This window comes from Streptomyces sp. SAS_281, assembly GCF_052542855.1.
In genome coordinates, this window is the sequence record NZ_JBMNDO010000016.1 from 16,504 (window position 1) to 43,466 (window position 26,963).

25 protein-coding genes are annotated in these 26,963 nt (G+C 74.1%); 11 read left to right on the plus strand and 14 right to left on the minus strand.

The window, feature by feature from the left end:
• Window positions 1-19: 19 nt before the first annotated feature.
• Complete coding sequence (locus ACN6LM_RS08680; RefSeq protein WP_445064698.1) at window positions 20-658, minus strand: uridine kinase; 639 nt, start codon at window positions 656-658, stop codon at window positions 20-22.
• Between the two features lie 84 nt (window positions 659-742).
• On the opposite strand from ACN6LM_RS08680, the gene ACN6LM_RS08685 reads away from it, so the two are divergent.
• Complete coding sequence (locus tag ACN6LM_RS08685) at window positions 743-1,108, plus strand: nuclear transport factor 2 family protein (protein WP_445064699.1); 366 nt, start codon at window positions 743-745, stop codon at window positions 1,106-1,108.
• Between the two features lie 34 nt (window positions 1,109-1,142).
• Here ACN6LM_RS08685 and ACN6LM_RS08690 read toward each other — a convergent pair whose 3' ends face one another.
• Both ACN6LM_RS08690 and ACN6LM_RS08695 read right to left on the minus strand, forming a co-directional pair.
• Window positions 1,143-1,634 (minus strand): cupin domain-containing protein, encoded by a 492-nt coding sequence (locus ACN6LM_RS08690; RefSeq protein ID WP_445064762.1) that lies wholly within the window; start codon window positions 1,632-1,634, stop codon window positions 1,143-1,145.
• 130 nt (window positions 1,635-1,764) lie between these two features.
• Complete coding sequence (locus ACN6LM_RS08695; protein ID WP_445064700.1) at window positions 1,765-2,430, minus strand: winged helix-turn-helix transcriptional regulator; 666 nt, start codon at window positions 2,428-2,430, stop codon at window positions 1,765-1,767.
• Window positions 2,431-2,515: 85 nt separating this feature from the next.
• On the opposite strand from ACN6LM_RS08695, the gene ACN6LM_RS08700 reads away from it, so the two are divergent.
• Window positions 2,516-3,727 carry a pyridoxal phosphate-dependent aminotransferase gene (locus ACN6LM_RS08700; RefSeq protein ID WP_445064701.1) on the plus strand — a complete coding sequence of 404 codons (1,212 nt, stop codon included), beginning with the start codon at window positions 2,516-2,518 and terminating at the stop codon, window positions 3,725-3,727.
• A gap of 358 nt (window positions 3,728-4,085) precedes the next feature.
• Here ACN6LM_RS08700 and ACN6LM_RS08705 read toward each other — a convergent pair whose 3' ends face one another.
• Window positions 4,086-4,817 carry a DUF7873 family protein gene (locus ACN6LM_RS08705; protein ID WP_445064702.1) on the minus strand — a complete coding sequence of 244 codons (732 nt, stop codon included), beginning with the start codon at window positions 4,815-4,817 and terminating at the stop codon, window positions 4,086-4,088.
• Between the two features lie 202 nt (window positions 4,818-5,019).
• Between ACN6LM_RS08705 and ACN6LM_RS08710 the strand changes: the two genes are divergently transcribed.
• Entirely contained in the window at window positions 5,020-5,550 is a 531-nt protein-coding gene (locus tag ACN6LM_RS08710) for a DUF3574 domain-containing protein (RefSeq protein WP_445064703.1), read from the plus strand.
• Window positions 5,551-5,637: 87 nt separating this feature from the next.
• Here the strand turns inward: ACN6LM_RS08710 and ACN6LM_RS08715 are convergent, their stop codons facing one another.
• A complete protein-coding gene (locus ACN6LM_RS08715) occupies window positions 5,638-6,183 on the minus strand; it encodes an HXXEE domain-containing protein (protein WP_445064704.1) in 546 nt (181 codons plus the stop codon).
• An 88-nt stretch (window positions 6,184-6,271) separates the two neighbouring features.
• Between ACN6LM_RS08715 and ACN6LM_RS08720 the strand changes: the two genes are divergently transcribed.
• Window positions 6,272-6,859 (plus strand): TetR/AcrR family transcriptional regulator, encoded by a 588-nt coding sequence (locus ACN6LM_RS08720; protein ID WP_445064705.1) that lies wholly within the window; start codon window positions 6,272-6,274, stop codon window positions 6,857-6,859.
• 22 nt (window positions 6,860-6,881) lie between these two features.
• Here ACN6LM_RS08720 and ACN6LM_RS08725 read toward each other — a convergent pair whose 3' ends face one another.
• From ACN6LM_RS08725 to ACN6LM_RS08735, 3 genes are all read right to left on the minus strand, one after another.
• Window positions 6,882-8,219, minus strand: a complete 1,338-nt coding sequence (locus ACN6LM_RS08725; RefSeq protein WP_445064706.1) for an SWIM zinc finger family protein — start codon at window positions 8,217-8,219, stop codon at window positions 6,882-6,884.
• Window positions 8,216-11,086 (minus strand): SNF2-related protein, encoded by a 2,871-nt coding sequence (locus ACN6LM_RS08730; protein ID WP_445064708.1) that lies wholly within the window; start codon window positions 11,084-11,086, stop codon window positions 8,216-8,218. The genes ACN6LM_RS08725 and ACN6LM_RS08730 overlap by 4 nt, the downstream gene beginning before the upstream one ends.
• Before the next feature lie 192 nt (window positions 11,087-11,278).
• Window positions 11,279-12,238, minus strand: coding sequence for a slipin family protein (locus ACN6LM_RS08735; RefSeq protein WP_445064709.1), 960 nt, complete (start codon window positions 12,236-12,238; stop codon window positions 11,279-11,281).
• 236 nt (window positions 12,239-12,474) lie between these two features.
• Between ACN6LM_RS08735 and ACN6LM_RS08740 the strand changes: the two genes are divergently transcribed.
• A complete protein-coding gene (locus ACN6LM_RS08740; protein WP_445064710.1) occupies window positions 12,475-12,822 on the plus strand; it encodes a hypothetical protein in 348 nt (115 codons plus the stop codon).
• Here the strand turns inward: ACN6LM_RS08740 and ACN6LM_RS08745 are convergent.
• Both ACN6LM_RS08745 and ACN6LM_RS08750 read right to left on the minus strand, forming a co-directional pair.
• A complete protein-coding gene (locus ACN6LM_RS08745) occupies window positions 12,816-13,532 on the minus strand; it encodes a class I SAM-dependent methyltransferase (RefSeq protein WP_445064712.1) in 717 nt (238 codons plus the stop codon). The genes ACN6LM_RS08740 and ACN6LM_RS08745 overlap by 7 nt on opposite strands.
• A 40-nt stretch (window positions 13,533-13,572) precedes the next feature.
• On the minus strand, window positions 13,573-14,826 hold the full coding sequence (locus tag ACN6LM_RS08750) for a PucR family transcriptional regulator (protein ID WP_445064713.1): 1,254 nt from the start codon (window positions 14,824-14,826) through the stop codon (window positions 13,573-13,575).
• 151 nt (window positions 14,827-14,977) lie between these two features.
• Between ACN6LM_RS08750 and ACN6LM_RS08755 the strand changes: the two genes are divergently transcribed.
• From ACN6LM_RS08755 to ACN6LM_RS08770, 4 genes are all read left to right on the plus strand, one after another.
• Window positions 14,978-15,880, plus strand: coding sequence for an SGNH/GDSL hydrolase family protein (locus ACN6LM_RS08755; RefSeq protein ID WP_445064715.1), 903 nt, complete (start codon window positions 14,978-14,980; stop codon window positions 15,878-15,880).
• A gap of 3 nt (window positions 15,881-15,883) precedes the next feature.
• Window positions 15,884-17,875, plus strand: a complete 1,992-nt coding sequence (locus ACN6LM_RS08760; protein ID WP_445064716.1) for a hypothetical protein — start codon at window positions 15,884-15,886, stop codon at window positions 17,873-17,875.
• Between the two features lie 38 nt (window positions 17,876-17,913).
• Window positions 17,914-18,996, plus strand: a complete 1,083-nt coding sequence (locus tag ACN6LM_RS08765; RefSeq protein WP_445064718.1) for a tyrosine-protein phosphatase — start codon at window positions 17,914-17,916, stop codon at window positions 18,994-18,996.
• 113 nt (window positions 18,997-19,109) lie between these two features.
• Complete coding sequence (locus tag ACN6LM_RS08770; protein ID WP_445064720.1) at window positions 19,110-19,403, plus strand: DUF6343 family protein; 294 nt, start codon at window positions 19,110-19,112, stop codon at window positions 19,401-19,403.
• Here the strand turns inward: ACN6LM_RS08770 and ACN6LM_RS08775 are convergent.
• The 4 genes from ACN6LM_RS08775 to rpsA form a co-directional block, all read right to left on the minus strand.
• Window positions 19,400-19,762, minus strand: a complete 363-nt coding sequence (locus ACN6LM_RS08775; protein WP_361029407.1) for a tetratricopeptide repeat protein — start codon at window positions 19,760-19,762, stop codon at window positions 19,400-19,402. The two genes, ACN6LM_RS08770 and ACN6LM_RS08775, sit on opposite strands and share 4 nt — an antisense overlap.
• Window positions 19,763-19,895: 133 nt before the next feature.
• Window positions 19,896-20,501, minus strand: coding sequence for a dephospho-CoA kinase (coaE, locus tag ACN6LM_RS08780; protein ID WP_445064722.1), 606 nt, complete (start codon window positions 20,499-20,501; stop codon window positions 19,896-19,898).
• A 72-nt stretch (window positions 20,502-20,573) separates the two neighbouring features.
• Complete coding sequence (locus tag ACN6LM_RS08785) at window positions 20,574-21,512, minus strand: PAC2 family protein (protein WP_445064724.1); 939 nt, start codon at window positions 21,510-21,512, stop codon at window positions 20,574-20,576.
• Window positions 21,513-21,679: 167 nt separating this feature from the next.
• Window positions 21,680-23,188 carry a 30S ribosomal protein S1 gene (gene rpsA / locus ACN6LM_RS08790; RefSeq protein WP_445064726.1) on the minus strand — a complete coding sequence of 503 codons (1,509 nt, stop codon included), beginning with the start codon at window positions 23,186-23,188 and terminating at the stop codon, window positions 21,680-21,682.
• Between the two features lie 408 nt (window positions 23,189-23,596).
• Between rpsA and ACN6LM_RS08795 the strand changes: the two genes are divergently transcribed.
• Both ACN6LM_RS08795 and hrpB read left to right on the plus strand, forming a co-directional pair.
• Complete coding sequence (locus tag ACN6LM_RS08795) at window positions 23,597-24,397, plus strand: class I SAM-dependent methyltransferase (RefSeq protein ID WP_445064763.1); 801 nt, start codon at window positions 23,597-23,599, stop codon at window positions 24,395-24,397.
• A 48-nt stretch (window positions 24,398-24,445) separates the two neighbouring features.
• A complete protein-coding gene (gene hrpB, locus ACN6LM_RS08800) occupies window positions 24,446-26,944 on the plus strand; it encodes an ATP-dependent helicase HrpB (RefSeq protein ID WP_445064728.1) in 2,499 nt (832 codons plus the stop codon).
• Window positions 26,945-26,963: the final 19 nt, after the last annotated feature.

Sequence of the window (26,963 nt, forward strand, 5' to 3'; positions counted from 1 at the left end):
GGACTCGAACCCGCACGTCTCACCGCAGCCCCGTCCACGCCGGGTGCCCCGGGTCGTCCGCGCGCACCACCGCGTCCGCGCTGTCGGCGGGCGCCACCTCGTCCTCGTACCGCTCGAAGGCGGGCAGGGTCCACAGCTCGTCCTCCGGCGTGCGCCTCCGCAGCGCACCCGCCGACAGCCGGAGGTGGACGGTGAGGTCGAAGGGGAACCAGTGCCCGAGCAGCAGCGGTCCGTGCAGGATCAGCACCCCGCCTTCCGGCAGCCGCCGGTACGGGCTGCGGGTGGCCCGGTCCGTCGCCGGGTCCCACAGGTCGGGCAGCACCCGTCCGCTGCCGCCCTGTTCCAGGGGGCCGAACACCTCGCGCCACAGGGCACCGGTGTCGAACCAGCTGCCGAAGTACGAGTCCGGGTCCCGTTTCCCGTACTCGTACCGCAGGCTCGCCGGCCGCAGGAATCCGGCGGTGGACACGGGGAGCACGGCGCGGCCCCGGAGCCTCAACGTCTCCGCGACGGATTCGGCCAGGTCCCCGGGGCGGGCGGCCGGGGCTCCGTCGACGGCGATCTTCAGCCACGGTCCGCCGTCCGCCGGTTCCCGGGCGTCGGCGTGCGCGGCGAGCGCGTCCGTCAGCCGTTCCCAGGTGATCGCTTCGAATCGCACGCGTCCATCATCGCGCGTCCTGCCCGGGGACCGGATGCCGGAACGCAGCCGACGGAATCCGCCGCGAGGTCTACGGTCATGGCCATGGATCTTGAATTCGCCCGTGAGTTCGCAGCGCGCTGGCAGGACGACTGGAACTCCCGCGACCTGGAACGCATCCTGGCGCACTACCACGAGGACGTGACCTTCAGCTCCCCGATGATCGCGCGGTTCACCGGTGATGCCTCCGGGACCGTGCGCGGCAAGGACGCCCTGCGGGCGTACTGGGCGCGCGGGCTCGAACTCATCCCGGACCTGGAGTTCGAGGTGATGGACGTCCGGGCGGGCGTCGACACGCTGGTGATCGACTACCGGAACCAGATCGGCGGCCGGGTGTACGAGGTGCTGACCCTCCGCGACGGGCTGGTGATCGCCGGGCTCGGCGCGTACGGGGAGACAGCCGCCCGCTGACGGTGGGCCGCCGGGCGGGTGCCCCCGCGGGGGGTCACTTCCCCGGCCGGCACTCCACCGCCTCGGCGTCGTCGGAGAGTGCGCTGCCCTCGGGCAGCAGATAGGTCACCCAGAGCACGACGGGCTCGCTGCCCAGGTTGCGGCCGATGTGGCGGTGGTTCCGGCCGGACGGCTCGACGAAGGACGTGCCGGCCGGCGACACCTCGACCGAGCAGTCGTCCAGGGTGCGGGTGAGCGTGCCGGACTTGACGACGACGATGAGCCGGCCCCTGTGGGTGTGCCAGCCGGTGGAGCCGCCCGGCGCGATGGTGGCGGTGGTGAAGGTGACGTCCGCCCGGCCCTCGGGCGCGCTCACCCTCAGCGGGCCGGGCGAGGTGCCCTTGGCGACCACGGTGGCGGTCACCCCGCTGCCGGGCGTCGCACCGGCCGCCGTCGGTACGAAGGCGAGCGCGGCCACGCCCGCCGCGGTGACGAGCTTCCGGCCCAGCCGCCCCCGCCGTTCCCCTCGTCCCTGCTGCCCCGTCAGCCCCCGCTGTCCGTCGGTCCTCACGCGTCGCTCCCGTCGTCGGGTGTCACGGCCATCGCAAATGTCCCGACGCTACCCGGAACGGGAACGCGAGAACCACGCCCTCGGCATCCGGCCCAACCCGGGGCTGTCAGCGACCGCGCAGCGCCTCGGCCAGCGCGCCGTCCCCGTGCACCTCGATCCGGCCGTCCCCGACCGCCTCCGCGAACGTCGGCTCGCCGCGCCCCAGCGCGAGGCACAGCTCGGCGTCGAGGACGATGCGCGCGTCGGCGTCGATTGCGGGCCCGTCCCCGTACACCGGCTCGCCGGCCGCCACCTCCCCCGTACGGATGTGGAACTCGCCCTCGTCCAGGCGGACATCGAGCACGCCCGCGGCCGCCCCCTTCAGGGCGCCCAGCAGCGGGAGTGCGAACCAGTGCGCCCGGACCGCGTCCGTGGGCCGCCGCTCGGCCAGCGCCGGGGCGCCCCACTCGGCGAGCGCGGCGAGGACCGGCAGCAGTCCGTGCCCGCGCGCGGTGAGCGCGTACACCGTGGCGGCGGCCGGCGGCGGGAGCTTGCGGCGGGTGACGAGGCCGCCCTGCTCCATGTCCTTGAGCCGGGAGGCCAGGACGTCCGTGCTGACGCCCGGCAGGTCGGCGTGGAGATCGGTGTAACGCCGGGGGCCTGCCAGCAGTTCACGGACGATCAGCAACGTCCAGCGGTCGCCGACCGCGTCCAGCGCCCGGGCGCCGGCGCAGAACTGGTCGTAACTCCGGCGGCGGGCCGGGCGGGTCGAGGGCTGTGGCTGACGTGGCATGCGACGCAGTCTAGACATGTTGTTGGACTTTCCAAGCCCGAGCTTGGTAAAACCAAGTATCGCAATCGGGTCGGGGAGGCACCGCATGGAATTCCGCCAGTCCAGCAAGCTCAACGAGGTCTGCTACGAGATCCGGGGCCCCGTCATCGAGCACGCCAACGCCCTGGAGGAGGCGGGCCACAGCGTGCTCCGGCTCAACACGGGCAACCCGGCCCTCTTCGGCTTCGAGGCGCCGGAGGAGATCGTCCAGGACATGATCCGGATGCTCCCGCAGGCCCACGGCTACACCGACTCGCGCGGCATCCTGTCCGCCCGGCGCGCCGTGGCCCAGCGCTACCAGGCGATGGGCCTGTCCGAGGTCCGCGTGGACGACGTCTTCCTCGGCAACGGCGTCTCCGAGCTCATCTCGATGGCCGTCCAGGGGCTCCTGGAGGACGGCGACGAGGTGCTGATCCCGTCCCCGGACTACCCGCTGTGGACCGCGGTCACGACGCTGGCCGGCGGGAAGGCCGTGCACTACGCCTGCGACGAGGCGTCGGACTGGAACCCGGACGTCGCCGACATGGCCTCGAAGATCACCGACCGCACCCGCGCCGTCGTGATCATCAACCCCAACAATCCGACCGGCGCCGTCTATCCGCGCGAGGTCCTGGAGGACATCCTCGACCTGGCCCGCAGGCACGGCCTGATGGTGTTCGCCGACGAGATCTACGACCAGATCCTCTACGACGACGCCGAGCACCACAGCGTGGCGGTGCTCGCCCCCGACCTGGTCTGCCTCACCTTCAGCGGTCTGTCGAAGACGTACCGGGTGGCCGGGTTCCGCTCCGGCTGGATGGTGGTGTCGGGCCCGAAGCAGCACGCCCGCAGCTATCTGGAGGGGCTGACGATGCTTGCCTCGATGCGGCTGTGCCCCAACGCACCCGCCCAGTACGCCATCCAGGCCGCGCTCGGCGGCCGGCAGTCGATCAAGGACCTCGTGGTGCCCGGGGGCAGGCTGTACGAGCAGCGCGAGCGCGCCTGGCGGAAGCTGAACGAAATCCCGGGCGTGTCCTGCGTGAAGCCGAAGGGAGCGCTGTACGCCTTCCCGCGCATCGACCCGAAGGTGCACCCGATCGTGGACGACGAGAAGTTCGTCCTGGACCTGCTGCTGCGCGAGAAGATCCAGGTCGTCCAGGGCACCGGCTTCAACTACCCGCGCCCCGACCACTTCCGCATCCTGACCCTGCCGCACGTCGACGACCTCGACGCCGCGATCAGCCGCATCGGGCGGTTCCTGGCGGGCTACCGGCAGTGAGTCCGGGCCGAATGAGGAGCGGGCCCGGGGGCGTAGCCGGCCCCCGAGCCCTGTGGTGCCGCCTGCTGTCGCACACCGGCGCGTTTAAGGTCCCGTGTCAGTTTTATGTCGTCGCGTCCTGCCTTTAGACGACCGCGGACCGAAGCTCCACGGGCCGGAGTCGAACCGGCATCTCGACGCACACGGGCACGGGCCCGGTCGATCCGGCGATAGGCGGCGCATGCTGAGCCTGGAGCGAGAGTCTGAGATTGATCACGGTCTCCACCGGAGCCGCTTCGTCACGACAAACTTCAGTTTCAGCTTTGCGCTCCTCGCGCACCCCGACGGCCTCGACGGCCGCCGGGGGATCCATGGTCGGTCACCCGAAGAGGTAACCGAATACGGCGTCACCCACCCTCTGGTCCGTGACGTCCACGCCGTTCGCCTCCTCGCGGGCGAACTTGACGGCCTGGTGCAGCTTCTCGACCCGGTCGAGGAGTTCGTTGACCCGGCGCGCGGGCAGCGCCCCGGAGAACTTCACGGTCGTCCAGTAGCCGATCGGCACGTCCTCGTAGTACACCTCGACCTGCGCCGGGTGCTTCTCGGTGGCCTCCGCCTTCACATGGTTGCGGGGCACCTTCTTGGTGCGCAGGGTGCGGACCGGCTCGGTCTTCCAGGCATCGGTGGACGGGTCCTGGGCCCACGCCTCGGCGGCGTCGAGCACCGGCAGCTTGCGGACGAAGGTGTTGATGTCGACGAGCTGCTTCTCCAGGAAGAGCAGGTAGGACACCGGCACGTCACTCACCAGGACCCGGCCGTCGACCGTCACATCGGCGCGGGCCGCGCAGTTCGCCCAGTCCTTCGTGGCGGTCACGTCGAACAGGCGGGTGAGCGTCTTGGCGGTCTCCCGCAGCACGTCCTCGGCCTTGACCTGCACCAGCGTCGACTCGGGCGGCAGCTGCTCGCCCTCCTCGTCCTTCGGCTGGTAGGTCCGGGAGATCCCGGCGAGGAGTCCGGCCTTCTGGAGGCCGTGATGTGCCGCCGTCAGGTCCTGGTGCGCTTTGGACTTGACGCCCTTCTCCACTGCGATGATCTGATTGAGTTTCGCCACGCCGAGGAAACTAGCAGCGCCAACACGGCCTGGGCCAAAGGTTTTCCGGCGGTCCGGCCGCCTTTCGCGCGCCGGTGCGCGCCCGCCCGATCGGGTGGTTTCCCGGTGCCGCCCGGCTTCCGCCGCCCTCCGCGGGGGCCCGCTTGCGACAGTGAGGCCCGCGCGTCTGCGCCTCTCCCGTAACCGGATCGAAGGGCCCCCCATGCCTCTCCCGTCCCGCACGACCGCCGCGAGTGAGCCGGCCGGCCCCTCCGACAACCGCCACCCGCGCCGGCGGACCGCGCTCGTCGCCGCCACGGCGGCCCTCGCCGTCCTGGGGGCGGGCGCGCCCGTCGCGTACGCCACCCTCGGCTCCGGCGCCTCGCCGGAACCGCGCCCGGCGGTGGCGGACGCCGTACGGGGCCAGGACTACATCGAGACCCGGCTGCTCTTCGGCACCGAACGCCCGGACGGCGGCCCGGACGTGACCGACCGGCAGTTCCTCGCGTTCATCGACGAGGAGGTCACACCGCGCTTCCCGAACGGCCTGACCATCCAGGACGGCCGGGGGCAGTGGCGGGACTCCCACGGCGTCATCGAGCGCGAGCGCAGCTACGAGCTGACACTGCTCTACCCGGCCTCCGAGGCTCGGGTGCGCGGCCGCCAGATCGAGCGCGTCCGCAACGCCTACGAGAAGGCGTACGCCCAGGACTCGGTGGCCCGGCTGGAGGAACGGCTGACGGCCGACTTCTGAGCCGCGGCCCGTTCGCGTGCCGGGTCACGGCGCCGGGCCGTCCCGCCGAGTCGTGCGCCGGGGGCGGTCCGGCCCCGCCCGGCCGTGTCACGCGCCGGGTGTACGGGGCCGGGCCAGCGCCCTGGCCACCGCGTGCGCGCCCGCCACGGCGACCGGGAGGACCGCCAGCCCGGCCGCCGTGCCACGGGCGCCGCCGGCCGGGATGCCCGCAGCCCGCAGCCGGCGCAGCGCCCAGAGCGAGTACGGGATGACGACGGTCGGCGAGGTGGCCACGCCCGGGGTGTAGCCGCCGTACGCCGCCGACTGCGCGAGGTGCACCACCCCGTGCAGCCCGAATCCGGTCAGGACGGTACGGAAGAAGGGGCTGCGCCCGCCCGTGCGCGCCCCGTCGGCCGCGGCCGCCGCGATGAGCACGCCCATCAGGCCGATGGCCGTGTTCACCTCGCGCTGCGAGAGGGCCGCCCGGTCCCACACCCGGTCGGGCACCCGGGGCAGCCGCTTCCTGAACCTCGGCCGCGCGGTCCGGAGCCAGCCCGCCATGGTGGCGATCTCCTCCAGGTCGTTGGCCGCCCAGGAGGCCAGCAGCCCCCAGGTCACCGCTCCGGAGACCCCGGAGTTCCGGTCGTCCTTCATGGGCATCCCCCTGCGTGTCGTGTCCTGGTGGTCGGCCGCAGCCTATAGTGCAACGCAACGTTGCGTTGCACTATCTCCCGGAGCCGCCATGCCCGCCCCTCCCCCGCGCCCCCGCCCCGAGAAGGGCCCCCGCGCCGCCGAGGCCATCTTCGACGCCACGCTGCGGCTCCTCGCCCGACGCGGGTACGCGGGGCTCACCATCGAGGCCGTCGCCCACGAGGCCGGGGTCAACAAGACGACGATCTACCGCTGGTGGCCGTCGAAGGCGTCGCTGCTGCGCGCCGCGCTGCTCCGGGCCCGGGTGCTGGACATCGGCATCCCGGACACCGGTTCGCTGCGCGGGGACCTGATCGCCCTCACCGAGCAGGTGGCCGTCCTGGTCACCGGCGTACGGACCCGGGCGGTCGTGCGGGCTCTGGCCTCGGGGTCGGGGCTGGCCGACGACGAGCTCGCCGCGCTGGCCCGGGACTTCTTCGCGGACCGGTTCGCGCGCGAGCAGCCGGTGTTCGCCCGGGCCGCCGCACGCGGGGAGCTGCCGCCGGGGACCGACCCGAAGCTGCTGCTCGACCTGATCGCCGGGGCCGTGTGGGTGCGGGCGGTGCTCAGGAACGAGGCCGTCCCGCCCGGGTTCGCCGCCTCCGTGGTCGACGCGGTGCTGCCCGCCGGGCGGACCTGAGCCCGCGGGGTTCCGGGGCTCCTCAGCCGCCCGTCAGCTCCAAAAGCGCGCCGACCGGGTCGTGGTCAGGGGCAGCACGCGGCCACCACTCGTCCTGGCCCGGGTCCGACTCGTAGCCGTACCAGCGGCCGTCGCGGCCGAAGCGGAGCTGAAGGGCGCCGCCGGGATGCGTGAGGTGGTTGTGCCAGGGCTGGAAGCGGGGGAAGCCGGCGGCGGCGAGGGCGGGCCGGGCGCGGTCGAACGGGCCGGCCGGGGGGTCCCACGGGGTCTCCAGGACCGCAAGCCCCTCGGCCTCGCCCTGCCGCCAGGCGGCCACGGCGCGGGCCAGGTCCGTGGTGTTGCGGCCGGTGGCGGAGGCCAGCTCCCGGTAGAGGGCGCGGGTGGTCGCGGTGAGCCCGGCGGTGGGTCCGGCCGCGGCGAGACGGACGGCGTCCTGCCAGGTGGTGAGCCCGGCGAGCGGGTCGCGGCCGGTGGTGAGCAGGGCGTGGGCGCGGGCCGCCGCGTCGGTGGCGAGCTGGTCCAGGGCGAGCGGGTCCCGGGCACCGGGAAGGACGGGGTAGGCGGGCGGGCGGCCCGGGTGCGGGTCCACGGGGAAGGGCGCGGGCAGCGGGGGCAGGAAGCGGTCGGCCAGCGCCTCTTCGGCCGGGACGGACGGGGTGTCGGGGGCGGGGGGCCGCTCCCGGGCGGAGTGCGCGGCGTTGCGCCGGGCCAGCTCCTCCAGGAGTGCGCGCTCGCCCCGGCCGCGCAGCAGGAGCAGGACGAACGGGTCGGTGTCGAGCAGGAGGGCCGTCTGGTAGCTGAGGGCCGCGACGTGCTTGCAGGGCCTGCCCCGGTCGGGGCAGGTGCAGGCGGGGTCGAGGTCGCCCGGGGCGGGCAGCAGGGTCATCCCGGCGCCGGTCGCCGTTTCGGCCAGGGAGTGCGGCATCTCCTTGGCGAGGAGCGCGGCGAGGTGCCCGGGGCGGGCGGCGACCGCGTCGAGCAGGGTGTCCCAGTCCGGGTCGGTGAAGGTGCGCAGCCGCAGCTCGGCCCGGTACGGGCGGGGCCGGCTGCCGTGCACGTAGGCGACGACGTGCCCCGGTGTCACGGTGATCGCGGCGACGTGGCCGCCGTCCGCGTAGTCCCGGCCCCGGGCGAGGCGCGGGCCGTCCATCGACAGGGATTCGAGCGACGCCACCCAGGCCCGGCCCCACCAGCTCTCCGCGAACGGCTCGCCCTCCCCGGACGTGCGCGCCGGGACGGCCTCGAAGGTGCGCCGCAGGTCGTCGGGGCCGGGGCGGGAGCGGGCGCCGGGGCGGTTGTCCCCGCGGGCGGCGAGCGGCCCGGTGGTGGGGCGGGGGGCGCCGGGGCGGGCGGGGCTCATGACGGCCTCCGGAGGGAGACGAGGTCGGCGAGGTCGCGGTCGCTCAGCTCGGTGAGCGCGCTCTCGCCGCTGCCGAGGACGGCGTCGGCCAGTGCCCGCTTGGCGAGCAGCATCTCGCCGATCCGGTCCTCCACCGTGCCCTCGGCGATCAGCCGGTGCACCTGGACGGGCTGGGTCTGGCCGATGCGGTAGGCCCGGTCGGTGGCCTGCTCCTCGACCGCCGGGTTCCACCAGCGGTCGTAGTGGATGACATGGGCGGCCCGGGTGAGGTTGAGCCCCGTGCCCGCCGCCTTGAGGGAGAGCAGGAAGACCGGGACCTCGCCGGACTGGAAGCGGTCCACCATCCGTTCCCGCTCGGGCACCGGGGTGCCGCCGTGCAGGAGCTGGGAGGGGATCGCGCGGGCGGTCAGGTGGGCGGACAGCAGCCGGGCCATCGTCACGTACTGGGTGAAGACGAGCACCGAGCCGTCCTCGGCCAGGATCGTGTCGAGCAGTTCGTCCAGGAGGGCGAGCTTCCCGGAGCGGCCGGTGAGCCGGGCGGCGTCCTCCTTCAGATACTGCGCGGGGTGGTTGCAGATCTGCTTGAGCGAGGCCAGCAGCTTCATGATCAGGCCGCGCCGCGCGATGCCCTCGGACGCCTCGATGGACGCCATGGTCTCGCGCACCGTGGCCTCGTACAGCGTGGCCTGCTCGCGGGTGAGGAAGACGGGGTGGTCGGTCTCCGTCTTGGGCGGCAGCTCGGGGGCGATCCCGGGGTCGGACTTCTTGCGGCGCAGCAGGAAGGGCCGGACCAGCCGGGACAGCCGCTCGACCGCCTCGTCGTTGCCGAGGCTGGCCGCCGTGCCGGTGTTCTCCACGATCCTGGCGTGCCGGGCCCGGAACGCCTTGAGCGGGCCGAGCAGTCCCGGCGTGGTCCAGTCGAGCAGCGCCCACAGCTCGGAGAGGTTGTTCTCCACGGGGGTGCCGGTGAGGGCGACGCGCGCCGGGGACGGGATGGTGCGCAGGGCCTTCGCGGTGGAGGAGTGCGGGTTCTTGACGTGCTGCGCCTCGTCGGCGACGACCAGTCCCCAGCCGTGGGCGGCCAGCTCGGCGGCGCTGGAGCGCATCGTGCCGTACGTGGTGAGGACGAAGCCCCGGTCCGCTCCGGCGAGGGTGCGGCCGGTGCCGTGGAACCGGCGCACGGGGACGCCGGGGGCGAAGCGGTTGATCTCGCGGTGCCAGTTGCCCAGCAGGGAGGCGGGGCAGACGACCAGGGTGGGCGCGGGGTGGGCGCGGTGGAGGTGGAGGGCGATCAGGGTGATCGTCTTGCCGAGGCCCATGTCGTCGGCGAGGCAGCCGCCGAGGCCGAGCGAGGTCATCCGGTCCAGCCAGGCCAGGCCGCGCAGCTGGTAGTCCCGGAGCGTGGCGTGGAGTCCGGGGGGCGGGGCGAGTGCGGTCTCGTCGGTCAGGAGGCGGTTGCGCAGCTCCGCGAGCGCTCCGGCGGGGACCGCCTCGACCTGCTCGCCGTCCACCTCGGCGCTGCCGGTCAGGGCGACGGCCAGGGCGTCCACCGGGTCGAGCAGGCCCAGCTCCCGCTTGCGGGCCTTGCGGACGAGTGCGGGGTCCACGACGACCCACTGGTCCCGGAGCCGCACCACGGGACGATGGGCCTCGGCGAGCACGTCCATCTCGGCCTCGGTCAGTCGCTCGTCGCCGAGCGAGAGCTGCCAGTCGAACGCGAAGAGCTGGTCGGCGTCGAAGAAGGCGGTGCCGTCCGTGGCCGTTCCGGGCGCGGGCCTGACCACGGCCGCGGCGGTGAGGGTGCGGGCCAGCTCCCTGGGCCAGTGGACGCTCACCCCGGCGGCGGCGAGCCGGCTCCCGGCGTCGCCCAGCAGCTCGTACAGCTCGTCCTCGCCGAGGGCCAGCACATCGGGGACCGGCTGGTCGAGGAGCCGTTCGAGCGGGGCCCAGACGCGGGCCGCCCGGCGCAGGGCGAGCGCGGTGTCCACCCGCGCCCGGGGCCCGAACGGCTCGCCCGCCTCACCGGCCCACAGGGCGGCGGCGTCGACCACGTAGGTGGGGTCGGCGAGGCTGTGCACCTGGGTGACCGCGGCGGCGGCGTGCCGCTCGGGGGGAACCGCCGTCCCGTCGGGACCGGTCGTGTCGCTCGTGTCGAACAGTTCGTACGCGGAGAGGTCCAGGCGGAGCGAGATCCGGACCCCGGCGTCCAGGCCCGAGGCGACCTCGACGGCCCATTCCCGGGCGCCGGGCAGGTGCTGGGGCTCGGCCGCCGCGAAGGGGGCGCCGACGGCGAACGCGGCGGCGGGCGTCCGGGGCAGTGTGTCGGCGACGGCGTCGAGGAAGGCGCCGATCAGCGCCTCGGGGTCGGGCAGCCGGGGCGGACTCCGGTCGGGCAGCGGGACGGCGTGTCCCTCCCAGGGCAGGGCGGCGGCCACCGCGCGCAGGTGGGCGACGTCCCCGGCGTCGCGCGGGCCGGCCCGCCAGGCGTCGTGGTCGTCGGCGGTCAGCCCGGGGAGCATGCGGCCACCGGCCACCAGGTGCAGCGCGTGCAGGGCGGCCGCGCCCCAGGCGCGGGTCGCCGGGTGGGCGGAGCGCAGGTGGCGGGCGCGGGCGAGCAGGGGCAGGGCGTCGCCGACGGTGAGCAGGAGCGCGGGCACGTCCTGCGGGCGGACCTCGCCCTCGGCGCCGTACGGCCGGACGACCGTGATCGCCTCGCTCCGGGCGTCGGCCGTCCCGGGGAGCGCGGCGTCGAGCGGGTCCCAGAACGCGACGCGGCCCCGGCGCGGCGGCGTGCCGGGCAGGAAGACGGCGGCGCAGCGCAGCAGACGGCTGCTGTCCGCGTCCTGCGGCGGCGGTGCGGTGCCCATCGGTCCTCCCTCCCGTCCGTCGCGGCCCGGCGGCCGCGTCCTGGCGTTCCGCGCCTGGTCAGCACGGTCTCGTCCTCTGGTTGGCGAGTCTAGGCGGGAGGTCTGACAACGCCCCGGACAAGGGCCCGGCCGCCGCCGTTCCCGCAGCTCGTACGGGTCGGACGACGGCCGGGGAGCGACCGCGCGGAGAGGTCAGTGGTGGGCGTACGGCTTCGAGGAGGCGCCCGGACGCGGGGTCGGCGCACCGGGCGCCGCAGGCCGCGCGCCGTCCGGGGCGGACGTACCGGGGTCCGCGGGCCGCGCGCCGTCCGGGGCAGGCGCACCGGGGGCCGCGGCCGGCCCCGCCTGCGTGCCGGCGTCCGGCGCCCGCGCGACCTCGGGGGCGGGCGCCCCCTGCTGGGCCCGCTCCAGGAACCTCAGCAGCTCGACCGGGAACGGCAGGACCAGCGTGGAGTTCTTCTCGGCCGCCACGGCCACCACGGTCTGGAGCAGTCGCAGCTGGAGCGCCGCCGGCTGGGCGGACATCTGCGACGCCGCCTCGGCCAGCTTCTTGGACGCCTGGAGCTCCGCGTCCGCGTTGATGACCCGGGCGCGCCGCTCACGGTCGGCCTCGGCCTGGCGGGCCATGGAGCGCTTCATGGTCTCCGGCAGCGAGACGTCCTTGATCTCGACCCGGTCGATCTGGACGCCCCAGCCGACCGCGGGGCTGTCGATCATCAGCTCCAGGCCCTGGTTCAGCTTCTCCCGGTCGGAGAGGAGGTCGTCCAAGTCGCTCTTGCCGATGATGGAACGCAGGGACGTCTGCGCCATCTGCGAGACCGCGAAGCGGTAGTCCTCGACCTCGACGACCGCGCTCGCCGGGTCGACCACCTTGAAGTAGATGACGGCGTCCACCCGGACCGTGACGTTGTCCCGGGTGATCCCGTCCTGGGCGGGCACGGGCATGGTCACGATCTGCATGTTGACCTTGCGCAGCCGGTCGACGCCCGGCAGCACCATCGTGAACCCCGGCGGGCGAACCTCGTCTCGGAGCCGGCCCAGTCTGAGGACCACGCCCCGTTCGTACTGCCTGACGACCCTGGCGGCCGCCGCCAGGTACAGGGCGCCCACCGCCGCTGCCGCGACCACCGCGATCACGAGTGCCTGGACCATGACGGCCCCCTGCCGGCCGGAGGAGCCCGGCCATCGGCGCCGCACCTTTCGTGCGCTATTACCACGGTATGCCTGGTTTCGCTCGGGGTCGAACCCCTGCGTGTACGCCCGGTGGTGCGGCACTCCCCCGCCCGGCCGCTTCCCGGATGCCGGGGCCCGGGGAAGCGGGCAGGGTGAGCGGCACCGGCACGTACACCCGCGGTGTGCGTGGTGACGAGACAGACGAGGATCCGCCCATGCCCGTGATCGACCGCCGACGCCGCCGGCTCGGCATCGCCGCCCAGGCCGTGCTCCTGACCCTCACCGTCGCAGGCTGTTCGGGCCTCGGCCGGACCGCGGTCGGCCCGGTCATCTACACCACCGAGCGGGACGCCGTGATCGAGGTGAACAGCCCCTCGGTCAAGGGCTGCCACCGGCTCGCCCCGGCCGGCGCGAAGGCGGTGGCCAACGAGACCCTGATCGACATCGTGCTGTACCGGACGCCCGACTGCACCGGCAAGGGAACGACGTACGTCGCGACCACCTTCTCGGACGTCAACTCGCCGAACGCGCTTCCCTGGCGCAGCTTCAGCACCATTCACTGACCGCCGGGCGGCCGCTGCACGGGCACGGCCCGCACCCAGACGCCGTCGTCCGTGAGATAGCGGTCCACCCTCAGGTCCGCGGCCCGGAGGTGCCCCTCGAACGCCTCCCTCGTCAGCGGCCGGGACCGGAAGGTCTGCGTCCACCGGGCGTCGGCGAACTCGTACTCCGCGCGCACCGAGCGCACCCCGTCGCCGACCGGCTCCGAGGAGACGATGCGCACCGTGTAGCCGGCCGGGTGGACGCGCTCGCGCGGGAGCGCGTCGTGACAGTCCGCCCCCTCGCGCTGGAGGAGCACCACCCCTCCGTCGCGTACGTACCGGCGGCAGGTCCGCAGCAGCCCGTCGCGCACCTGGTGGTCGCCCGCGTGGACGAGGAACGACGCGAGCATGACGACGTCGAACGTCTCGTCGCCGAGGTCCAGCGACTCGATCGGGCCGCACACCGTCCGCGCGCCGCGCACCCGCTCCAGCATCTGCGGCGACTCGTCCACGGCGGTCAGCCGGAAGCCCCGCTCGACCAGCGGGTGCGTCACCCGGCCCGCCCCGCAGCCCAGTTCCAGGATGTGCGCGCCGGCGGGGACGGCCGCCGCGATCACGTCCGGTTCGTCGCCCACGGCCAGCCTGCTGTACAGCTCGACCGCGCAGCCGTCCGGGGTGATGGCGCCCGGACCGGTCCCCGCGTAGCCCTCGCGTACCAGTTGTCCGCTCATGCCTGCCGAACGACCGTACGGGGGCAGTCGTTCCCGCCCCTCAGACCGAGCGGCGCGCCACCAGGGCCGCGCTCAGGTGCTGGAGGTCGGCGGGGCGGGCCGGGGAGAGACCGGTGAGACGGTCGATGCGCCGGATGCGGTAGTCGACGGTGTTGGGGTGGACGTGCAGCGCCGCCGCCGCGGCCCGGCGGTCCAGGCCGTGGCCGAGGTACGTCTCCAGGGTGTGCAGCAGCTCCGGCTTGGCGTCCAGCGGGCTCAGCAGCCCGGCGAGTCCGCGCAGCGCCTCGCTGGGCCGGCTCAGCTGGTACTCCAGGAGCACATCGGCGAGCCGGTAGAGGCCGGGGGCCCGGCCGGTGCGGGCCACCAGGTCCACGATCTCGCCGTTACGGGCCACCGCAGCCGGCACCCCGTCCGGTGACGCGGTCTCGGCGGCGGCCGTGACGGGGACGCCCGCCGCCCGGGTCGCCTCGGCGATCAGGCCGCACAGCCCGCCGGGCCCCTCCCACGGCGGCGGCTCCGCGACGGGCAGCAGCACGGTGCCGCCGGACGCGTCCAGGGCGGTCAGCGCGGGTGTCCCGGCGAACCGGTCGAGGGCCGTCCGGATGCGCCGGATCTTCCGCCGGGCGGCCACGCCCGAGCCCGCCCCGGAGCCGGGACCGGACGCCGGACCGGCCCCGGGGCCCTGCGCCGGGCCCGCCCCCGTCTCGTCCGGGTGGGGGGCCAGCGCGAGCGTCATGGTCAGATAGCGGGCGGCCGGGCGCAGGCCGGTGCGGCGGGTGAAGCCGTCCAGGTCCTCACCGGTCAGCAGCGCCGCCATCAGGGCGTGCCGGCCGCCGTGCTCCTGGCTGTCCAGGATCTGCCGGGCTTCCAGATAGGCGCCGCTCACCGCGGAGGTCAGCTGCTGCTGGAGGACGAGGATGCGGTCCATGATCTCCAGCACGGCGGGCAGGTCCCCGGGCCCGGCGTCCTGCGCGGTCTCCTCCCAGCACATCGCGACGCCCACCTGGTAGGCGGTGAGGATGGCGTCCAGCGGCACGCCCTCCTCGGCGCGCTGGGCGGCCGAGTCGCGCTGCTGGGCGAGTTCGCCGTCGGTGGCGGCCCTGCGGTGTTCGAGCACGTCGGCGAAGAGCCGAAGGTTGTGCTGGACGATGTCGGCGATGTCGCCCGCGATCTCCTCGTGCGGCAGCTCCGCGTAGACCGGGAGGTCACTGAGAAGACGGGCGACCACCCGGGTGGTCAACGCGGGGACACGGGCCCGCAGCCGCACCGCCACCGGACGCCCGGAAATGGCCAACGGGCTCTGTTCGCAAGCCCGTTCATTGTCACGCGTCACAAAGGCCCCCGGCGAAGTCTGCGTTACCCACCAGTTAAACGACGGCGTTCGAGTCTGCATGATGACCGGCGACACCCGCCATGCCCCCACTCATAGCGCACCGGAGGTCGTCGTGAAATCGTCCCGAAACAAGGCATTCTGTCGTACTGTCGGAGGAGCCGCCACCGCCGTCGCCCTGGCCTCCCTGGCCGTCGGCACCACCGCGTCCGGCGCCTGGGCGGCGAGCGCGGACGACCCCGTGCAGTACGTCGCCCTCGGCGACTCGATGGCCTCGGGACCGCTCATCCCGGGCATCACGGGACCGCTGGCCTGCGGCCGCTCCACGCACAACTACGCGCACGAGCTGGCCGCGAGCATCGGCGCCTCGCTGCGCGACGTCACGTGCAGCGGGGCCCAGTCCAAACACATGACGGAGAAGCAGTCCCTGTCGCTGCTCGACGTGCCGATGGGCTCGGCGGCGCCCCAGTTCGACGCGCTGCGCGCCGACACCGACCTGGTGACCCTCACCATCGGCGGCAACGACGCCGGTCTCGTCGGCATCGCACAGGACTGCATGCAGCTCGACCCGACCGCCACCCCGTGCAGGGACAAGCTGACCGAGGGCGGGGTCGACCAGGTCGCGCAGCGGATCGACGCCTTCGCGCCGCGCCTCGGAGCCGTACTCGACGGAATCCACCAGCGGTCGCCGCACGCGAGAGTCCTCGTGACGGGCTACGGGCTCTACATCAAGCCGGGCGGCTGCTGGCCGCTGCAGCCCGTGCTGCCGGTCGACGCCGACTTCCTCCAGGGCAGCGTGAACCGGATGAACGCGGTGATCGCCGAGCAGAGCGCCGCGCACGGCGCCGAGTACATCGACGTCGCCACCCCCAGCAAGGGCCACGACGCCTGCCAGGCCCCCTCCGACAAGTGGGTCGAGGGGTACGTGCCGACCGCTTCGGCCGCCCCGCTGCACCCGAACCAGCGGGGCGAGGCCGCCTACGCGCGCATCATCGGCGCCCACCTCCAGGGGAGCTGAACCGTGCGGCAGCGGACACTCGCCGGACTGCTCGCCGCGGCGCTCGGCGCCGCCGCGCTCCTCGCCCCGCCCGCCCACGCGGCCCCGGCGGACCGCTCCCCGGCGCGGGGCTGCGACCCGCTGGCACCCGCCGAGTGCCTGCTGCCCTTCCCCAACGACTGGTACACCCGGCCGGACCCGCGCACCGACACGGGCCGCCGGGTGGCCTTCGACCCCTCGGCCCTCCCCCGGCCCGCGACCGGGCAGGCCGTCGACCCGGCCGCCTGGAACCGGTCCGACGGCTTCTCCCCCGGCTCCACGCTGATCGCCCAGGTGCCGGGGCTCGACCCGGTCAGGACCGGCGCGGCCCCGCTGACCGACATCGGCCGGTCCCTGGACCGGGACGCGCCGGTCGTCCTGCTGGACACCACGACCGGTGAGCGGTGGCCCTACTGGGCGGAGCCGGACAGTAACGCCACCGACCCCGCGCGCCGCGCCCTGCTGATCCACCCGGCCCGCAACTTCCTGGACGGCCACCATTACGCCGTGGCGCTGCGCCACCTCAAGGACGGGTCGGGCCGTACGATTCCGGCCGCCGCCCCCTTCGCCGCCGTGGCCGGGAAACGGCTGCCCGCGCACGATCCGCTGCGCGCCCGCCAGGACCGGCTGCGGCCCGCGCTGTCCGCGCTGCGCCGGGCGGGCGTCCCGCCCCGGGGGCTCAACCTGGCCTGGGACTTCACGATCGCCTCGACGCGCAGCCTCACCGGCGACCTGTTCACCATCCGCGACGACGCGTTCCGCCGGCTCGGCGACCGGGCACCCGCCTTCGAGGTCACCGGGGTCACCGACCTCACCCGGGAGCAGGACGCCCGGATCGCCCGCGAGGTCACCGGCGAGATCACCGTGCCCGGCTATCTGGACGCGCCCGGCGGGCCGCCCGGTGCCGTGCTGAACCGCGACCGGAACGGCACCCCGCGCGCGCTTCCGGGCAGCACCGTGACCGCCGCGTTCCGCTGCGAGATCCCGCGCGCCGCCTTCCGCGGGCCGTCGCACCCCTCGCTGTACGGACACGGGCTGCTCGGCTCACGCAACGAGGTCGGCGCGGGCAACGTCAAGGACATGGCCGCCGAGCACGACTTCACGTTCTGCGCGACGGACTGGATCGGCATGGCCAAGGCGGACATCCCCGTGGTCATGGCCGCGCTCGCCGACCCGGGCCTCTTCCCGGCCGTCCCCGAGCGCAGCGAACAGGGCATGCTGAACGCCCTGTTCCTCGGCCGCGCCCTGATCCACGCCGAGGGCCTGACCACCGATCCGGCGTTCCGCACCGCCGACGGGCGCCCGCTCATCGACACCCGGCACGGCCTCGCGTACGACGGGAACAGCCAGGGCGGCATCCTCGGCGGCGCACTCGTCGCCGCCTCGCCCGACATCCGGCGCGGGGTGCTCGGCGTCACCGGGATGAACTACGGGCTGCTCCTCGACCGCAGCGCCGACTTCGCCCCGTTCCAGCAGGTCCTGGACGCCGCCTACCCGGACAAGCTGCACCAGCAACTGGTCCTCCAGCTCTTCCAGCTGGTCTGGGACCGGGGCGAGGCCAACGCGTACGCCAACCACCTCACCGACCGCCACCAGGTCCTGATGCACATCGCGTACGGCGACCACCAGGTCGCGAACGCGGCGGCCGACGTGGAGGCGCGCACCATCGGCGCCCGGCTGCTCACCCCGGCGCTCGCCCCCGGCCGCAGCCCGGACGCGGTCCCGTACTGGGGCATCCGGACCGTCTCCCCGCGCCGACTGCCGTACCGGGGCTCCGCGATGACCGTCTGGGACAGCGGTACGCCCGCACCGCCGGTCACCAACACCCCGCCCCAAGGGCCCGCGTACGGGCACGACCCGCACGAAGACCCCCGCAACTCGCCCGCCGCACGTCAGCAGAAGGCCACCTTCCTGACAACCGGCCGGGTCATCAATGTCTGCGGCACCACCCCGTGCACCGCCACCCCGACCTCCTGACGCCTCCCCTGCCCCGCAGGGTCACGACAAGGAGCACCATGCGTACACACCGCATAGCCGGCACCGTCCTCGCGACCGCCCTCCTCACCGGTACGGTCATGGCCCCGGCCGCCCTCGCCGCGCCGCCCGCCACCGCTTCGGCGGCCGTCGCGCAGTCCGCCGTGCCGTTCACGGCCGCCACCGCCACCCGCGCCGCCGACGGCGGCCACACCCTCTCCTGGGCCTCGCCCGCCGGTTCGGTGACCGTCACCGCCGTCACCTCGCCCGACGCCACCAGCGGCACCGCGCTCGGCACGGCCCCCGGCACCGGCTCGCTGACCGTCGCGCCGGGCACGCTCCCGGAGGCCGGGCGCTGGTACTTCCGGCTGGTCCCGGACAGCGGCAGCCCGCTCGTCGTCGCCGACCGCTCCCTCGGCCTGGCCTCCGCCCGCAACTTCCGGGACATCGGCGGCTACCGCACCACGGACGGACACTGGGTGCGCCCCGGCCTGGTCTACCGCTCCAACAAGCTGAGCAAGCTCGCCGACGCCGAGCAGCAGCGGCTGGTCTCCCAGAAGCTCACGCTCGACGTGGACCTGCGCAACGTCCAGGAGCGGCACGACGACCCGGACCGGCTGCCCGCCGGGGTGCGCTACCAGGTCGCGGACGTCGTCTCGCTCGCCCACGGCATCCGCTTCCACGACTCGGCCCTGATGACCCTGGCGGAGGCCGTCGCCGCCGGGCTCTTCTCCGGCTCGTCGGACCTCGGCCAGTCCATCGGCTACCCGTTCATGGTCAACTTCGTGGGCGCGGACTACGCCTTCCACGACCTCGTCACGGCCGTCGCCACGAACACCTCCGGCGCCACGGTCTTCCACTGCAGCGCCGGCAAGGACCGCACCGGCTGGGGCACCGCCGTCCTGCTCACCCTGCTGGGCGTCCCCCGGGCCACCGTCGAGGCGGACTTCCTGGCCAGCAACCAGTACACCGGCGACCCGGAGGCCGTGGAGCTGAGCTGGCTGCGCGCCGCGTACGCCGAGGTGGACCAGATCTACGGCGACTTCGACACGTACGTACGGGAGGGGCTGAAGCTCGACGCGGCGACCGTGGCGGCGCTGCGGGCGAAGCTGCTGACCGGCTGACCATGCGGCCCGCGGCCGGGGATCAGCAGCCCGGACAGCGGTCCTGCGGCCTCGTCCCGCTGTCGTGCCGCATCTGCCCGGCCGTGGGTCCATGCTGGTAGGGAGGCGATGCCATGCGTACCGGCAATGAACCGACGACCGCCCGCAGTCCGCTGCGGATGCGGCTCTGGCTGAGTCTGTGGGGCCTGGCCTGGGCCGTCTTCGGGGTGACGGCCTTCGCCGTGAACGGCCGCACCGGCTGGGCGGCGGTCTGCGGGGTGCTGCTCGTGCTGGTCCTGGTCGACCTGTGCGTGGTCGTCCACCGGCTGCGCCAGGGCCCGCACTACCAGCCGGGCCGCTCCGTCCCCCCGTACGAACCCGACCACGGCCCACGCGGCGGCAAAGGCCCGCCGCCGGGCACGCCCTAGCTGTCGAAGCGGGCCGCGCGCAGGTACTCCGGCTTCGGGTCGAGCGCGGCGGCCAGCCGGAAGTGGCGGGTGGCGCGCTCGGGGTGGCCGGAGCGCTCGAAGGTGCGGGCGAGGGCGAAGTGCGCGAAGGCGTTGTCCGGCTCGCGCTCCAGCACCAGCTCGAATTCCAGCTCGGCGGGGCGCAACTGCGCCGCGGCGAAGAAGGCGCGGGCGCGCAGCAGCCGGGCGGCGGTGTTCTCGGGGTGGGCGGCGATCACCGAGTCGAGCAGCCGCACGGCGCCCCGGGGGTCACGCGCGGCGAGCAGTTGCTCGGCCGCACGGAAGTCGATGACGTCGGTTTCCGGGTTCCTCTCGGGCACGGTGGCATCCTTCCCTGGTCCGTCCCGGGGTGAACACGGGCGCGGCCGCGGGTATTCCGGTACGGCTGCCGGCTCGCCCGGTGAGGCCGTACGGCGACGGGCTCACCAGGCGTGAGGCCGTACGGCGACGGGCTCAGCCCTTCTCCGCCGCACGCCGGGTCAGCTCCGCCCAGACCTCGCGGACCCGGGCCACCAGTTCCTCGACCGGTCCGTCGTTGTCGACGACCAGGTCGGCGACGGCGCGCCGCTGCTCGCGGGTGGCCTGGGCGGCCATGCGGGCGCGGGCGTCCTCCTCGGTCATGCCGCGCAGCCGGACGAGCCGGTCGAGCTGGGTCTCCGGGGTGGCGTCGACCACGACGACCAGGTCGTAGAGGGGGGCGAGGCCGTTCTCGGTGAGGAGGGGGACGTCGTGGACGACCACGGAGTCGGGTCCCGCCTCCTTCTCCAGTGCGGCGGAGCGGTCGCGGACGAGGGGGTGGACGATCGCGTTGAGCGCGGCGAGGCGGTCCGGGTCGGCGAAGACGATCGCGCCGAGCGCGGGCCGGTCCAGGGTGCCGTCCGGGGTCAGGATGCCGGGGCCGAACTCCTCGACCACGGCGGCGAGTCCGGGGGTTCCGGGCTCGACCACCTCGCGGGCGATGCGGTCCGAGTCGATGAGGACGGCACCGTGGCCGACGAGCAGCCGGGACACTTCGCTCTTGCCGGCTCCGATGCCACCGGTCAGGCCCACTTTCAGCATCCCGGCAGCCTAGTGCCCGCCGCCGTCACGCGGTGCGCGGGGCGGCGGGGCGGCGGGCACAGGACGAACGGTTCAGACGTCGCCCTCGCGCTCGGCGAGGAACTTCTCGAATTCGAGGCCGATCTCGTCCGCCGACGGCAGGTCCGCCGGTTCGGCGACCAGGTTGCCCCGGGTCTCGGCGCCCGCGACCGCGTCGTACTGGTGCTCAAGGCCCTCGACCAGCGAGACCAGTTCCTCGTCGCCTTGGCCGATCTGGCGGTCGATCTCCGTCTGGGTGCGGTGCGCCTCGGTGCGCAGGGCGTGCGCGACGGACGGCAGGACCAGGCCGGTCGCGGCCGTGATCGTCTCCAGCGCGGTGAGCGCCGCGTCGGGGTAGGCGGAGCGGGCGACGTAGTGCGGCACATGGGCGGCCACGCCGAGCACGTCGTGGCCCGCCTCCATCAGCCGGTACTCGACCAGGGCCTCGGCGGAGCCCGGGACCTGCGCCTCGTCGAAGGGGCTGCGGTGGCCGGGCGTGAGGTCGGTGCGGTTGCCGTGCGGGGTGATGCCGACGGGGCGGGTGTGCGGGACGCCCATCGGGATGCCGTGGAAGTTGACCGCGAGGCGGACACCCAGGCGCTCGACGACCTCCTCGACGGCGGCGGAGAACCTCTCCCACTCCACGTCGGGCTCCGGCCCGGACAGCAGCAGGAACGGCGCGCCCGTGGCGTCCTGGACGACGCGGACCTCCAGGGCGGGGGTCTCGTACGCCGCCCAGCGGTCGCGTTTGAACGTCAGCAGCGGGCGCCGGGCGCGGTAGTCGATCAGGCGGTCGTGGTCGAAGCGGGCCACGACCTGGTGCGGCAGCGATTCGAGCAGGCCGTCCACGATCTGCTCGCCGGTCTCACCCGCGTCGATGTAGCCCTCGAAGTGGTAGAGCATGACCAGACCGGCCGACTCCTGGGCGAGCGCCATGTCTACCACAGCCAGGCCCTTCGGCTCCCATTCGTACAAACTCTGCGGATCAGGCACGGTTACCGCTCCTCCTTGTGTTCCTGGGGAAGAACGCCACGGGTGTCCCGGTCATTCCCCGTACACGCTCTTTCACGCCGGAAACACGTGAGGCCCGCCCCCCGAAGGGAGCGGGCCTCACGGTCACTTACCTACCGCAGCCGATGACCGGCCGGAGGGACAGAGCGTCAGCTCTGGCCGCCCGCCAGCTTCTCGCGGAGCGCGGCCAGGGCCTCGTCCGACGCCAGGGCGCCGGAGTTGTCCGAGGACTCCGAGGAGTAGGAGCCGCCGCCGCCGCCCGAGGCGGCCGGGGCGTTGCCGGCGGGGGCGGCAGCGCCCTCGGCGGCAGCGGCCTCGTCGGCCTCGCGGGACTTGATGACCTGGGCCTGGTGCTGCTCGAAGCGCTGCTGCGCCTCGGCGTACTGGGTCTCCCAGACCTCGCGCTGAGCCTCGAAGCCCTCGAGCCAGTCGTTGGTCTCGGGGTCGAAGCCCTCGGGGTAGATGTAGTTGCCCTGGTCGTCGTAGGACGCGGCCATGCCGTACAGGGTCGGGTCGAACTCGACCGAGGCCGGGTCGCCACCGAACGCCTCGTTGGCCTGCTTCAGCGAGAGGCTGATGCGGCGGCGCTCGAGGTCGATGTCGATGACCTTGACGAAGATCTCGTCGTTGACCTGGACGACCTGCTCCGGGATCTCCACGTGGCGCTCGGCCAGCTCGGAGATGTGGACCAGGCCCTCGATGCCCTCGTCCACGCGGACGAACGCACCGAACGGAACGAGCTTGGTGACCTTACCGGGGACGACCTGCCCGATCTGGTGGGTACGGGCGAACTGCTGCCACGGGTCTTCCTGCGTCGCCTTGAGCGACAGCGAGACGCGCTCGCGGTCCATGTCGACGTCGAGGACCTCGACGGTGACCTCCTGGCCGACCTCGACAACCTCGGAGGGGTGGTCGATGTGCTTCCAGGACAGCTCGGAGACGTGCACCAGACCGTCGACGCCACCCAGGTCCACGAAGGCACCGAAGTTGACGATCGAGGAGACGACGCCGGAGCGGACCTGACCCTTCTGGAGGGTCGTGAGGAACGTCTGGCGGACCTCGGACTGGGTCTGCTCGAGCCAGGCACGGCGGGACAGGACCACGTTGTTGCGGTTCTTGTCCAGCTCGATGATCTTGGCCTCGAGCTCCTTGCCCACGTACGGCTGGAGGTCGCGGACACGACGCATCTCGACGAGCGACGCCGGAAGGAAGCCACGGAGGCCGATGTCGAGGATGAGACCACCCTTGACGACCTCGATGACGGTACCGGTGACGATGCCGTCCTCTTCCTTGATCTTCTCGATGGTGCCCCAGGCACGCTCGTACTGAGCGCGCTTCTTCGAGAGGATCAGGCGGCCTTCCTTGTCCTCCTTCTGGAGAACCAGGGCCTCGATCTCGTCACCGACCTTGACGACCTCGTTCGGGTCGACGTCGTGCTTGATCGAGAGCTCGCGGCTCGGGATGACACCTTCGGTCTTGTAACCGATGTCGAGGAGAACCTCGTCCCGGTCAACCTTGACGATGACACCGTCAACGATGTCGCCGTCGTTGAAGTACTTGATCGTCTCGTCGATCGCCGCGAGGAACGCGTCCGCGTCGCCGATGTCGTTGACCGCAACCTGCGGAGTGGTGGCGGTGGTCTCGGTGCTGCTCGTCATGTGGGAAAGGGCTCCGGTACGGACAGTGAGTCGTAGGTACTGCTACGCCGAAAGCCCGTATCGCCTCTGCCTAAGCCGGACAGCCCGGGAAGCGCCAATTCCGTGACCGGAAGGCGCCTCGTGAACCGAGGGGACTAGCAACAGATGCGAGCGCGGCCTGCTAGGTCTGAGGAGCGCAGGCTCGCAGCGCAACTTGTAGCATACGGGGGCAGCAGGGCACGGTCAATGCGCGAAGGCGGACACCGCGGGCGGAAAGCCCGATATCCGGCACAACTCGGGTTCACCGAGGCCAGATCGTGTCCGACAACATCCGGACACACCCGTCCAGCGCTGCGCAGGCCCCCTTGGTACGTACCGCGTACGGCGGGGTGAAGGCAAACTACAACGACGGACACGATGAGCCAAGAGATGTACGCCGCCGAACCCGAGGCGACCCGCCGCGGCGCCGGGACCGCCGAGAGCAGCCGGGCCAGCCGGGGCTGGTGGGACCGCAACGCCGACGAGTACCAGAGCGACCACGGCGCCTTCCTCGGCGACGACCGCTTCGTCTGGGGCCCCGAGGGCCTGGACGAGGCGACGGCCGGTCTCCTGGGCCCCGCCGACGCGCTGAAGGGGCTCGACGTCCTGGAGATCGGCGCCGGCGCGGCACAGTGCTCCCGCTGGCTCGCCGCGCAGGGCGCCCGCCCCGTCGCCCTGGACCTCTCCCACCGCCAGCTCCAGCACGCCCTGCGCATCGGCGACGACGTCCCGCTGGTCGAGGCGGACGCCGGCCGGCTGCCCTTCCGCGACGCCTCCTTCGACCTGGCCTGCTCCGCCTACGGCGCGGTGCCGTTCGTCGCCGACCCGGTCGAGGTCTTCCGCGAGGTGCACCGGGTGCTGCGCCCCGGCGGCCGCTGGGTCTTCTCCGTGACCCACCCCGTCCGCTGGGCCTTCCCCGACGAGCCCGGGCCCGAGGGGCTGTCGGTGGCCGCCTCCTACTTCGACCGCACCCCCTACGTCGAGCAGGACGAGCACGGCGACGCCGTCTACGTCGAGCACCACCGCACCCTGGGCGACCGGATCCGGGACGTGGTCGCGGGCGGTTTCCGGCTGGTGGACCTGGTCGAGCCCGAGTGGCCCGCCTGGAACGACCAGGAGTGGGGCGGCTGGTCCCCGCTGCGCGGCAACCTGATCCCGGGAACCGCGATCTTCGTCTGCGTACGGGACTAGCCACCGGCCGGTGCGGGCCCCGGGGGCACGCCGTACGAGACTGGAGGCGTGATCCGCACCGACGCCCTCGACCGGCTGCCCGTCCGCACCGCCGTCCCCGCCCTCCGGCGGGCGCTGGACGACCGCGGGACCGCGGTGCTGTGCGCACCCCCCGGCACCGGCAAGACCACCCTCGTCCCGCTCGCCCTGGCCGGGCTGACCGGCGAGGGCCCGGTGCGCCGGGTCGTCGTCGCCGAGCCGCGCCGGATCGCCGCCCGCGCCGCGGCCCGGCGCATGGCGTGGCTGCTGGGTGAGAAGACCGGGGAACGCGTCGGGTTCACCGTGCGCGGCGAGCGGGTGGCGGGCCCGGACACCGTGGTGGAGGTCGTCACGACCGGCGTGCTGCTCCAGCGGTTGCAGCGCGACCAGGAGCTGGCCGGGGTGGACGCGGTGATCATCGACGAGTGCCACGAGCGCCACCTGGACGCGGACACGGTGGCCGCGTTCCTGCTGGACGTGCGCGCGGCGCTCCGCCCGGATCTGCGGCTGGTGGCGGCGTCCGCGACGACGGACGCGGAGGGCTGGGCGCGGCTGCTCGGGGACGCCCCGGTCATCGAGGCGCGGGGCGTGTCGCATCCGGTGGAGGTGGTGTGGGCCCCGCCGCCGGCCCCGGTCCGCCCGCCGCACGGGATGAGGGTCGATCCGGCGCTGCTGGCCCATGTCGCCTCCGTGGTGCGGCGGGCGCTCGCCGAGCGGGACGGCGACGTGCTGTGCTTCCTGCCCGGCGTCGGCGAGATCGGCCGGGTCGCCGGACAGCTGGCGGGCGTCGGGGCCGAAGTGCTCCAGGTCCACGGGCGGGCCCCGGCGGCGGTGCAGGACGCGGTGCTGGCCGGTTCGGCCGAGGGGCGTCGGGTGGTCCTGGCGACCTCGGTGGCCGAGTCCTCGCTGACGGTCCCCGGGGTCCGGACGGTCGTCGACTCCGGGCTGGCCCGTGAGCCGCGCACCGATCACGCCCGGGGGCTGAGCGCGCTGACGACCGTACGGGCCTCGCAGGCGGCGGGCCGGCAGCGCGCGGGCCGGGCCGGACGCGAGGCACCGGGAACGGTCTACCGCTGCTGGGACCAGGCGGAGGACGGCCGGCTCGCCCGCTTCCCGTCGCCGGAGATCCGGGTGGCGGACCTGACGGCGTTCGCCCTCCAGGCGGCCTGCTGGGGCGACCCGGACGCCTCGGGGCTGGCCCTGCTCGACGCGCCGCCGGACGGGGCGATGGCCGCCGCGCGCCAGGTGCTCGGCGCGGTCGGCGCGGTGGGCCCGGACGGCCGGGTCACCGAGCGGGGGGTGCGGATGTCCCGGCTCGGCCTGCACCCCCGGCTGGCCCGGGCGCTGCTGGACGGGGCGGCCGAAGTGGGCGGGCGCCGGGCCGCCGAGGTGGTGGCGCTGCTGAGCGAGGAACCGCCCCGCTCGTACGGGGACGATCTGGCGGCCGCGCTGCGCACCGCGCGCCGGGGCCAGGACGCGTACGCGGGGCGCTGGCGCCAGGAGGTGCGGCGCCTGTCGTCCGCGCTCAAGGCCGACGGCGGCCGGTCCGTAGCGGACGACGCGGCGGTGGGGCTGGTGGCCGCCCTCGCCTTCCCGGAGCGGGTGGCGCGGGCGCGGGGCGGCGGCGCGTTCCTGATGGCGTCGGGCACGGGCGCGGAACCCGGCGAGGGCTCCGGGCTGCGCGGGGCGCCCTGGCTGGCCGTGGCGGTGGCGGACCGGCCCGCGCACGCGGCGTCCGCCCGGGTGCGCCTGGCGGCCGTCATCGACGAGGACACCGCACTCCTGGCGGCCGGCCCGCTGCGGTTCGCGGGCGAGGAGGTCCGCTGGGACGGCCGGGACGTGGTGGCCCGCCGGGTGGAGCGGCTGGGCGCGGTCGAGCTGGCCGCGCGCCCGCTGAAGCGGCCCGATCCCGCGCTGGTCCGGGACGCCCTGGTGGAAGGTCTGCGGCAGGAGGGCCCGGAGCTGCTGCGGTGGAGCCGGGACGCGGGGCAGCTGCGGGAGCGGCTCGCCTTCCTCCACCGGGTGCTGGGTGAACCGTGGCCGGACGTGTCGGACGGGGCGCTGCTCGCGGACCCCGGGGCCTGGCTGGAGCCCGAGCTGTCCCGGGCGCGGCGGCGCTCCGACCTGGCCGTGCTCGACGCGGGGCAGGCGCTCCGCCGGCTGCTGCCGTGGGCGACGGGCGAGGCGGTCCGCCTGGACGAGCTGGCACCGGAGCGGATCGAGGTGCCGAGCGGTTCGCGGATCCGGGTGGAGTACGGCGGGGACCAGCCGGTGCTCGCGGTGAAGCTCCAGGAGCTGTTCGGCCTCCAGGAGACCCCACGGGTGGCGGGCGTGCCGGTCCTGGTGCACCTGCTGTCCCCCGCCGGGCGGCCGGCGGCGGTGACGGCGGACCTGGCGTCGTTCTGGCGCGACGGCTACAAGGCGGTCCGGGCGGAGCTGCGCGGCCGCTACCCGAAGCACCCGTGGCCGGAGGACCCGACGACGGTGGAGGCGACCCGGTTCACGAAGGCGCGGCCGAAGCGGGAGTGAGACACGGGACAGCCCCTCG

Excerpts from the sequence above, each read along its gene's own strand:
- ACN6LM_RS08700 (WP_445064701.1), top strand. The coding sequence starts at position 2,516 with ATGGAATTCCGCCAGTCCAGCAAGCTCAACGAGGTCTGCTACGAGATC.
- rpsA (WP_445064726.1), bottom strand. The coding sequence starts at position 23,188 with ATGACGAGCAGCACCGAGACCACCGCCACCACTCCGCAGGTTGCGGTC.
- ACN6LM_RS08795 (WP_445064763.1), top strand. The coding sequence starts at position 23,597 with ATGTACGCCGCCGAACCCGAGGCGACCCGCCGCGGCGCCGGGACCGCC.
- ACN6LM_RS08765 (WP_445064718.1), top strand. The coding sequence starts at position 17,914 with ATGCGTACACACCGCATAGCCGGCACCGTCCTCGCGACCGCCCTCCTC.
- ACN6LM_RS08740 (WP_445064710.1), top strand. The coding sequence starts at position 12,475 with ATGCCCGTGATCGACCGCCGACGCCGCCGGCTCGGCATCGCCGCCCAG.
- ACN6LM_RS08685 (WP_445064699.1), top strand. The coding sequence starts at position 743 with ATGGATCTTGAATTCGCCCGTGAGTTCGCAGCGCGCTGGCAGGACGAC.
- ACN6LM_RS08735 (WP_445064709.1), bottom strand. The coding sequence starts at position 12,238 with ATGGTCCAGGCACTCGTGATCGCGGTGGTCGCGGCAGCGGCGGTGGGC.
- ACN6LM_RS08730 (WP_445064708.1), bottom strand. The coding sequence starts at position 11,086 with ATGGGCACCGCACCGCCGCCGCAGGACGCGGACAGCAGCCGTCTGCTG.
- ACN6LM_RS08720 (WP_445064705.1), top strand. The coding sequence starts at position 6,272 with ATGCCCGCCCCTCCCCCGCGCCCCCGCCCCGAGAAGGGCCCCCGCGCC.
- ACN6LM_RS08715 (WP_445064704.1), bottom strand. The coding sequence starts at position 6,183 with ATGAAGGACGACCGGAACTCCGGGGTCTCCGGAGCGGTGACCTGGGGG.
- ACN6LM_RS08710 (WP_445064703.1), top strand. The coding sequence starts at position 5,020 with ATGCCTCTCCCGTCCCGCACGACCGCCGCGAGTGAGCCGGCCGGCCCC.
- coaE (WP_445064722.1), bottom strand. The coding sequence starts at position 20,501 with ATGCTGAAAGTGGGCCTGACCGGTGGCATCGGAGCCGGCAAGAGCGAA.
- ACN6LM_RS08770 (WP_445064720.1), top strand. The coding sequence starts at position 19,110 with ATGCGTACCGGCAATGAACCGACGACCGCCCGCAGTCCGCTGCGGATG.
- ACN6LM_RS08695 (WP_445064700.1), bottom strand. The coding sequence starts at position 2,430 with ATGCCACGTCAGCCACAGCCCTCGACCCGCCCGGCCCGCCGCCGGAGT.
- ACN6LM_RS08745 (WP_445064712.1), bottom strand. The coding sequence starts at position 13,532 with ATGAGCGGACAACTGGTACGCGAGGGCTACGCGGGGACCGGTCCGGGC.
- ACN6LM_RS08725 (WP_445064706.1), bottom strand. The coding sequence starts at position 8,219 with ATGAGCCCCGCCCGCCCCGGCGCCCCCCGCCCCACCACCGGGCCGCTC.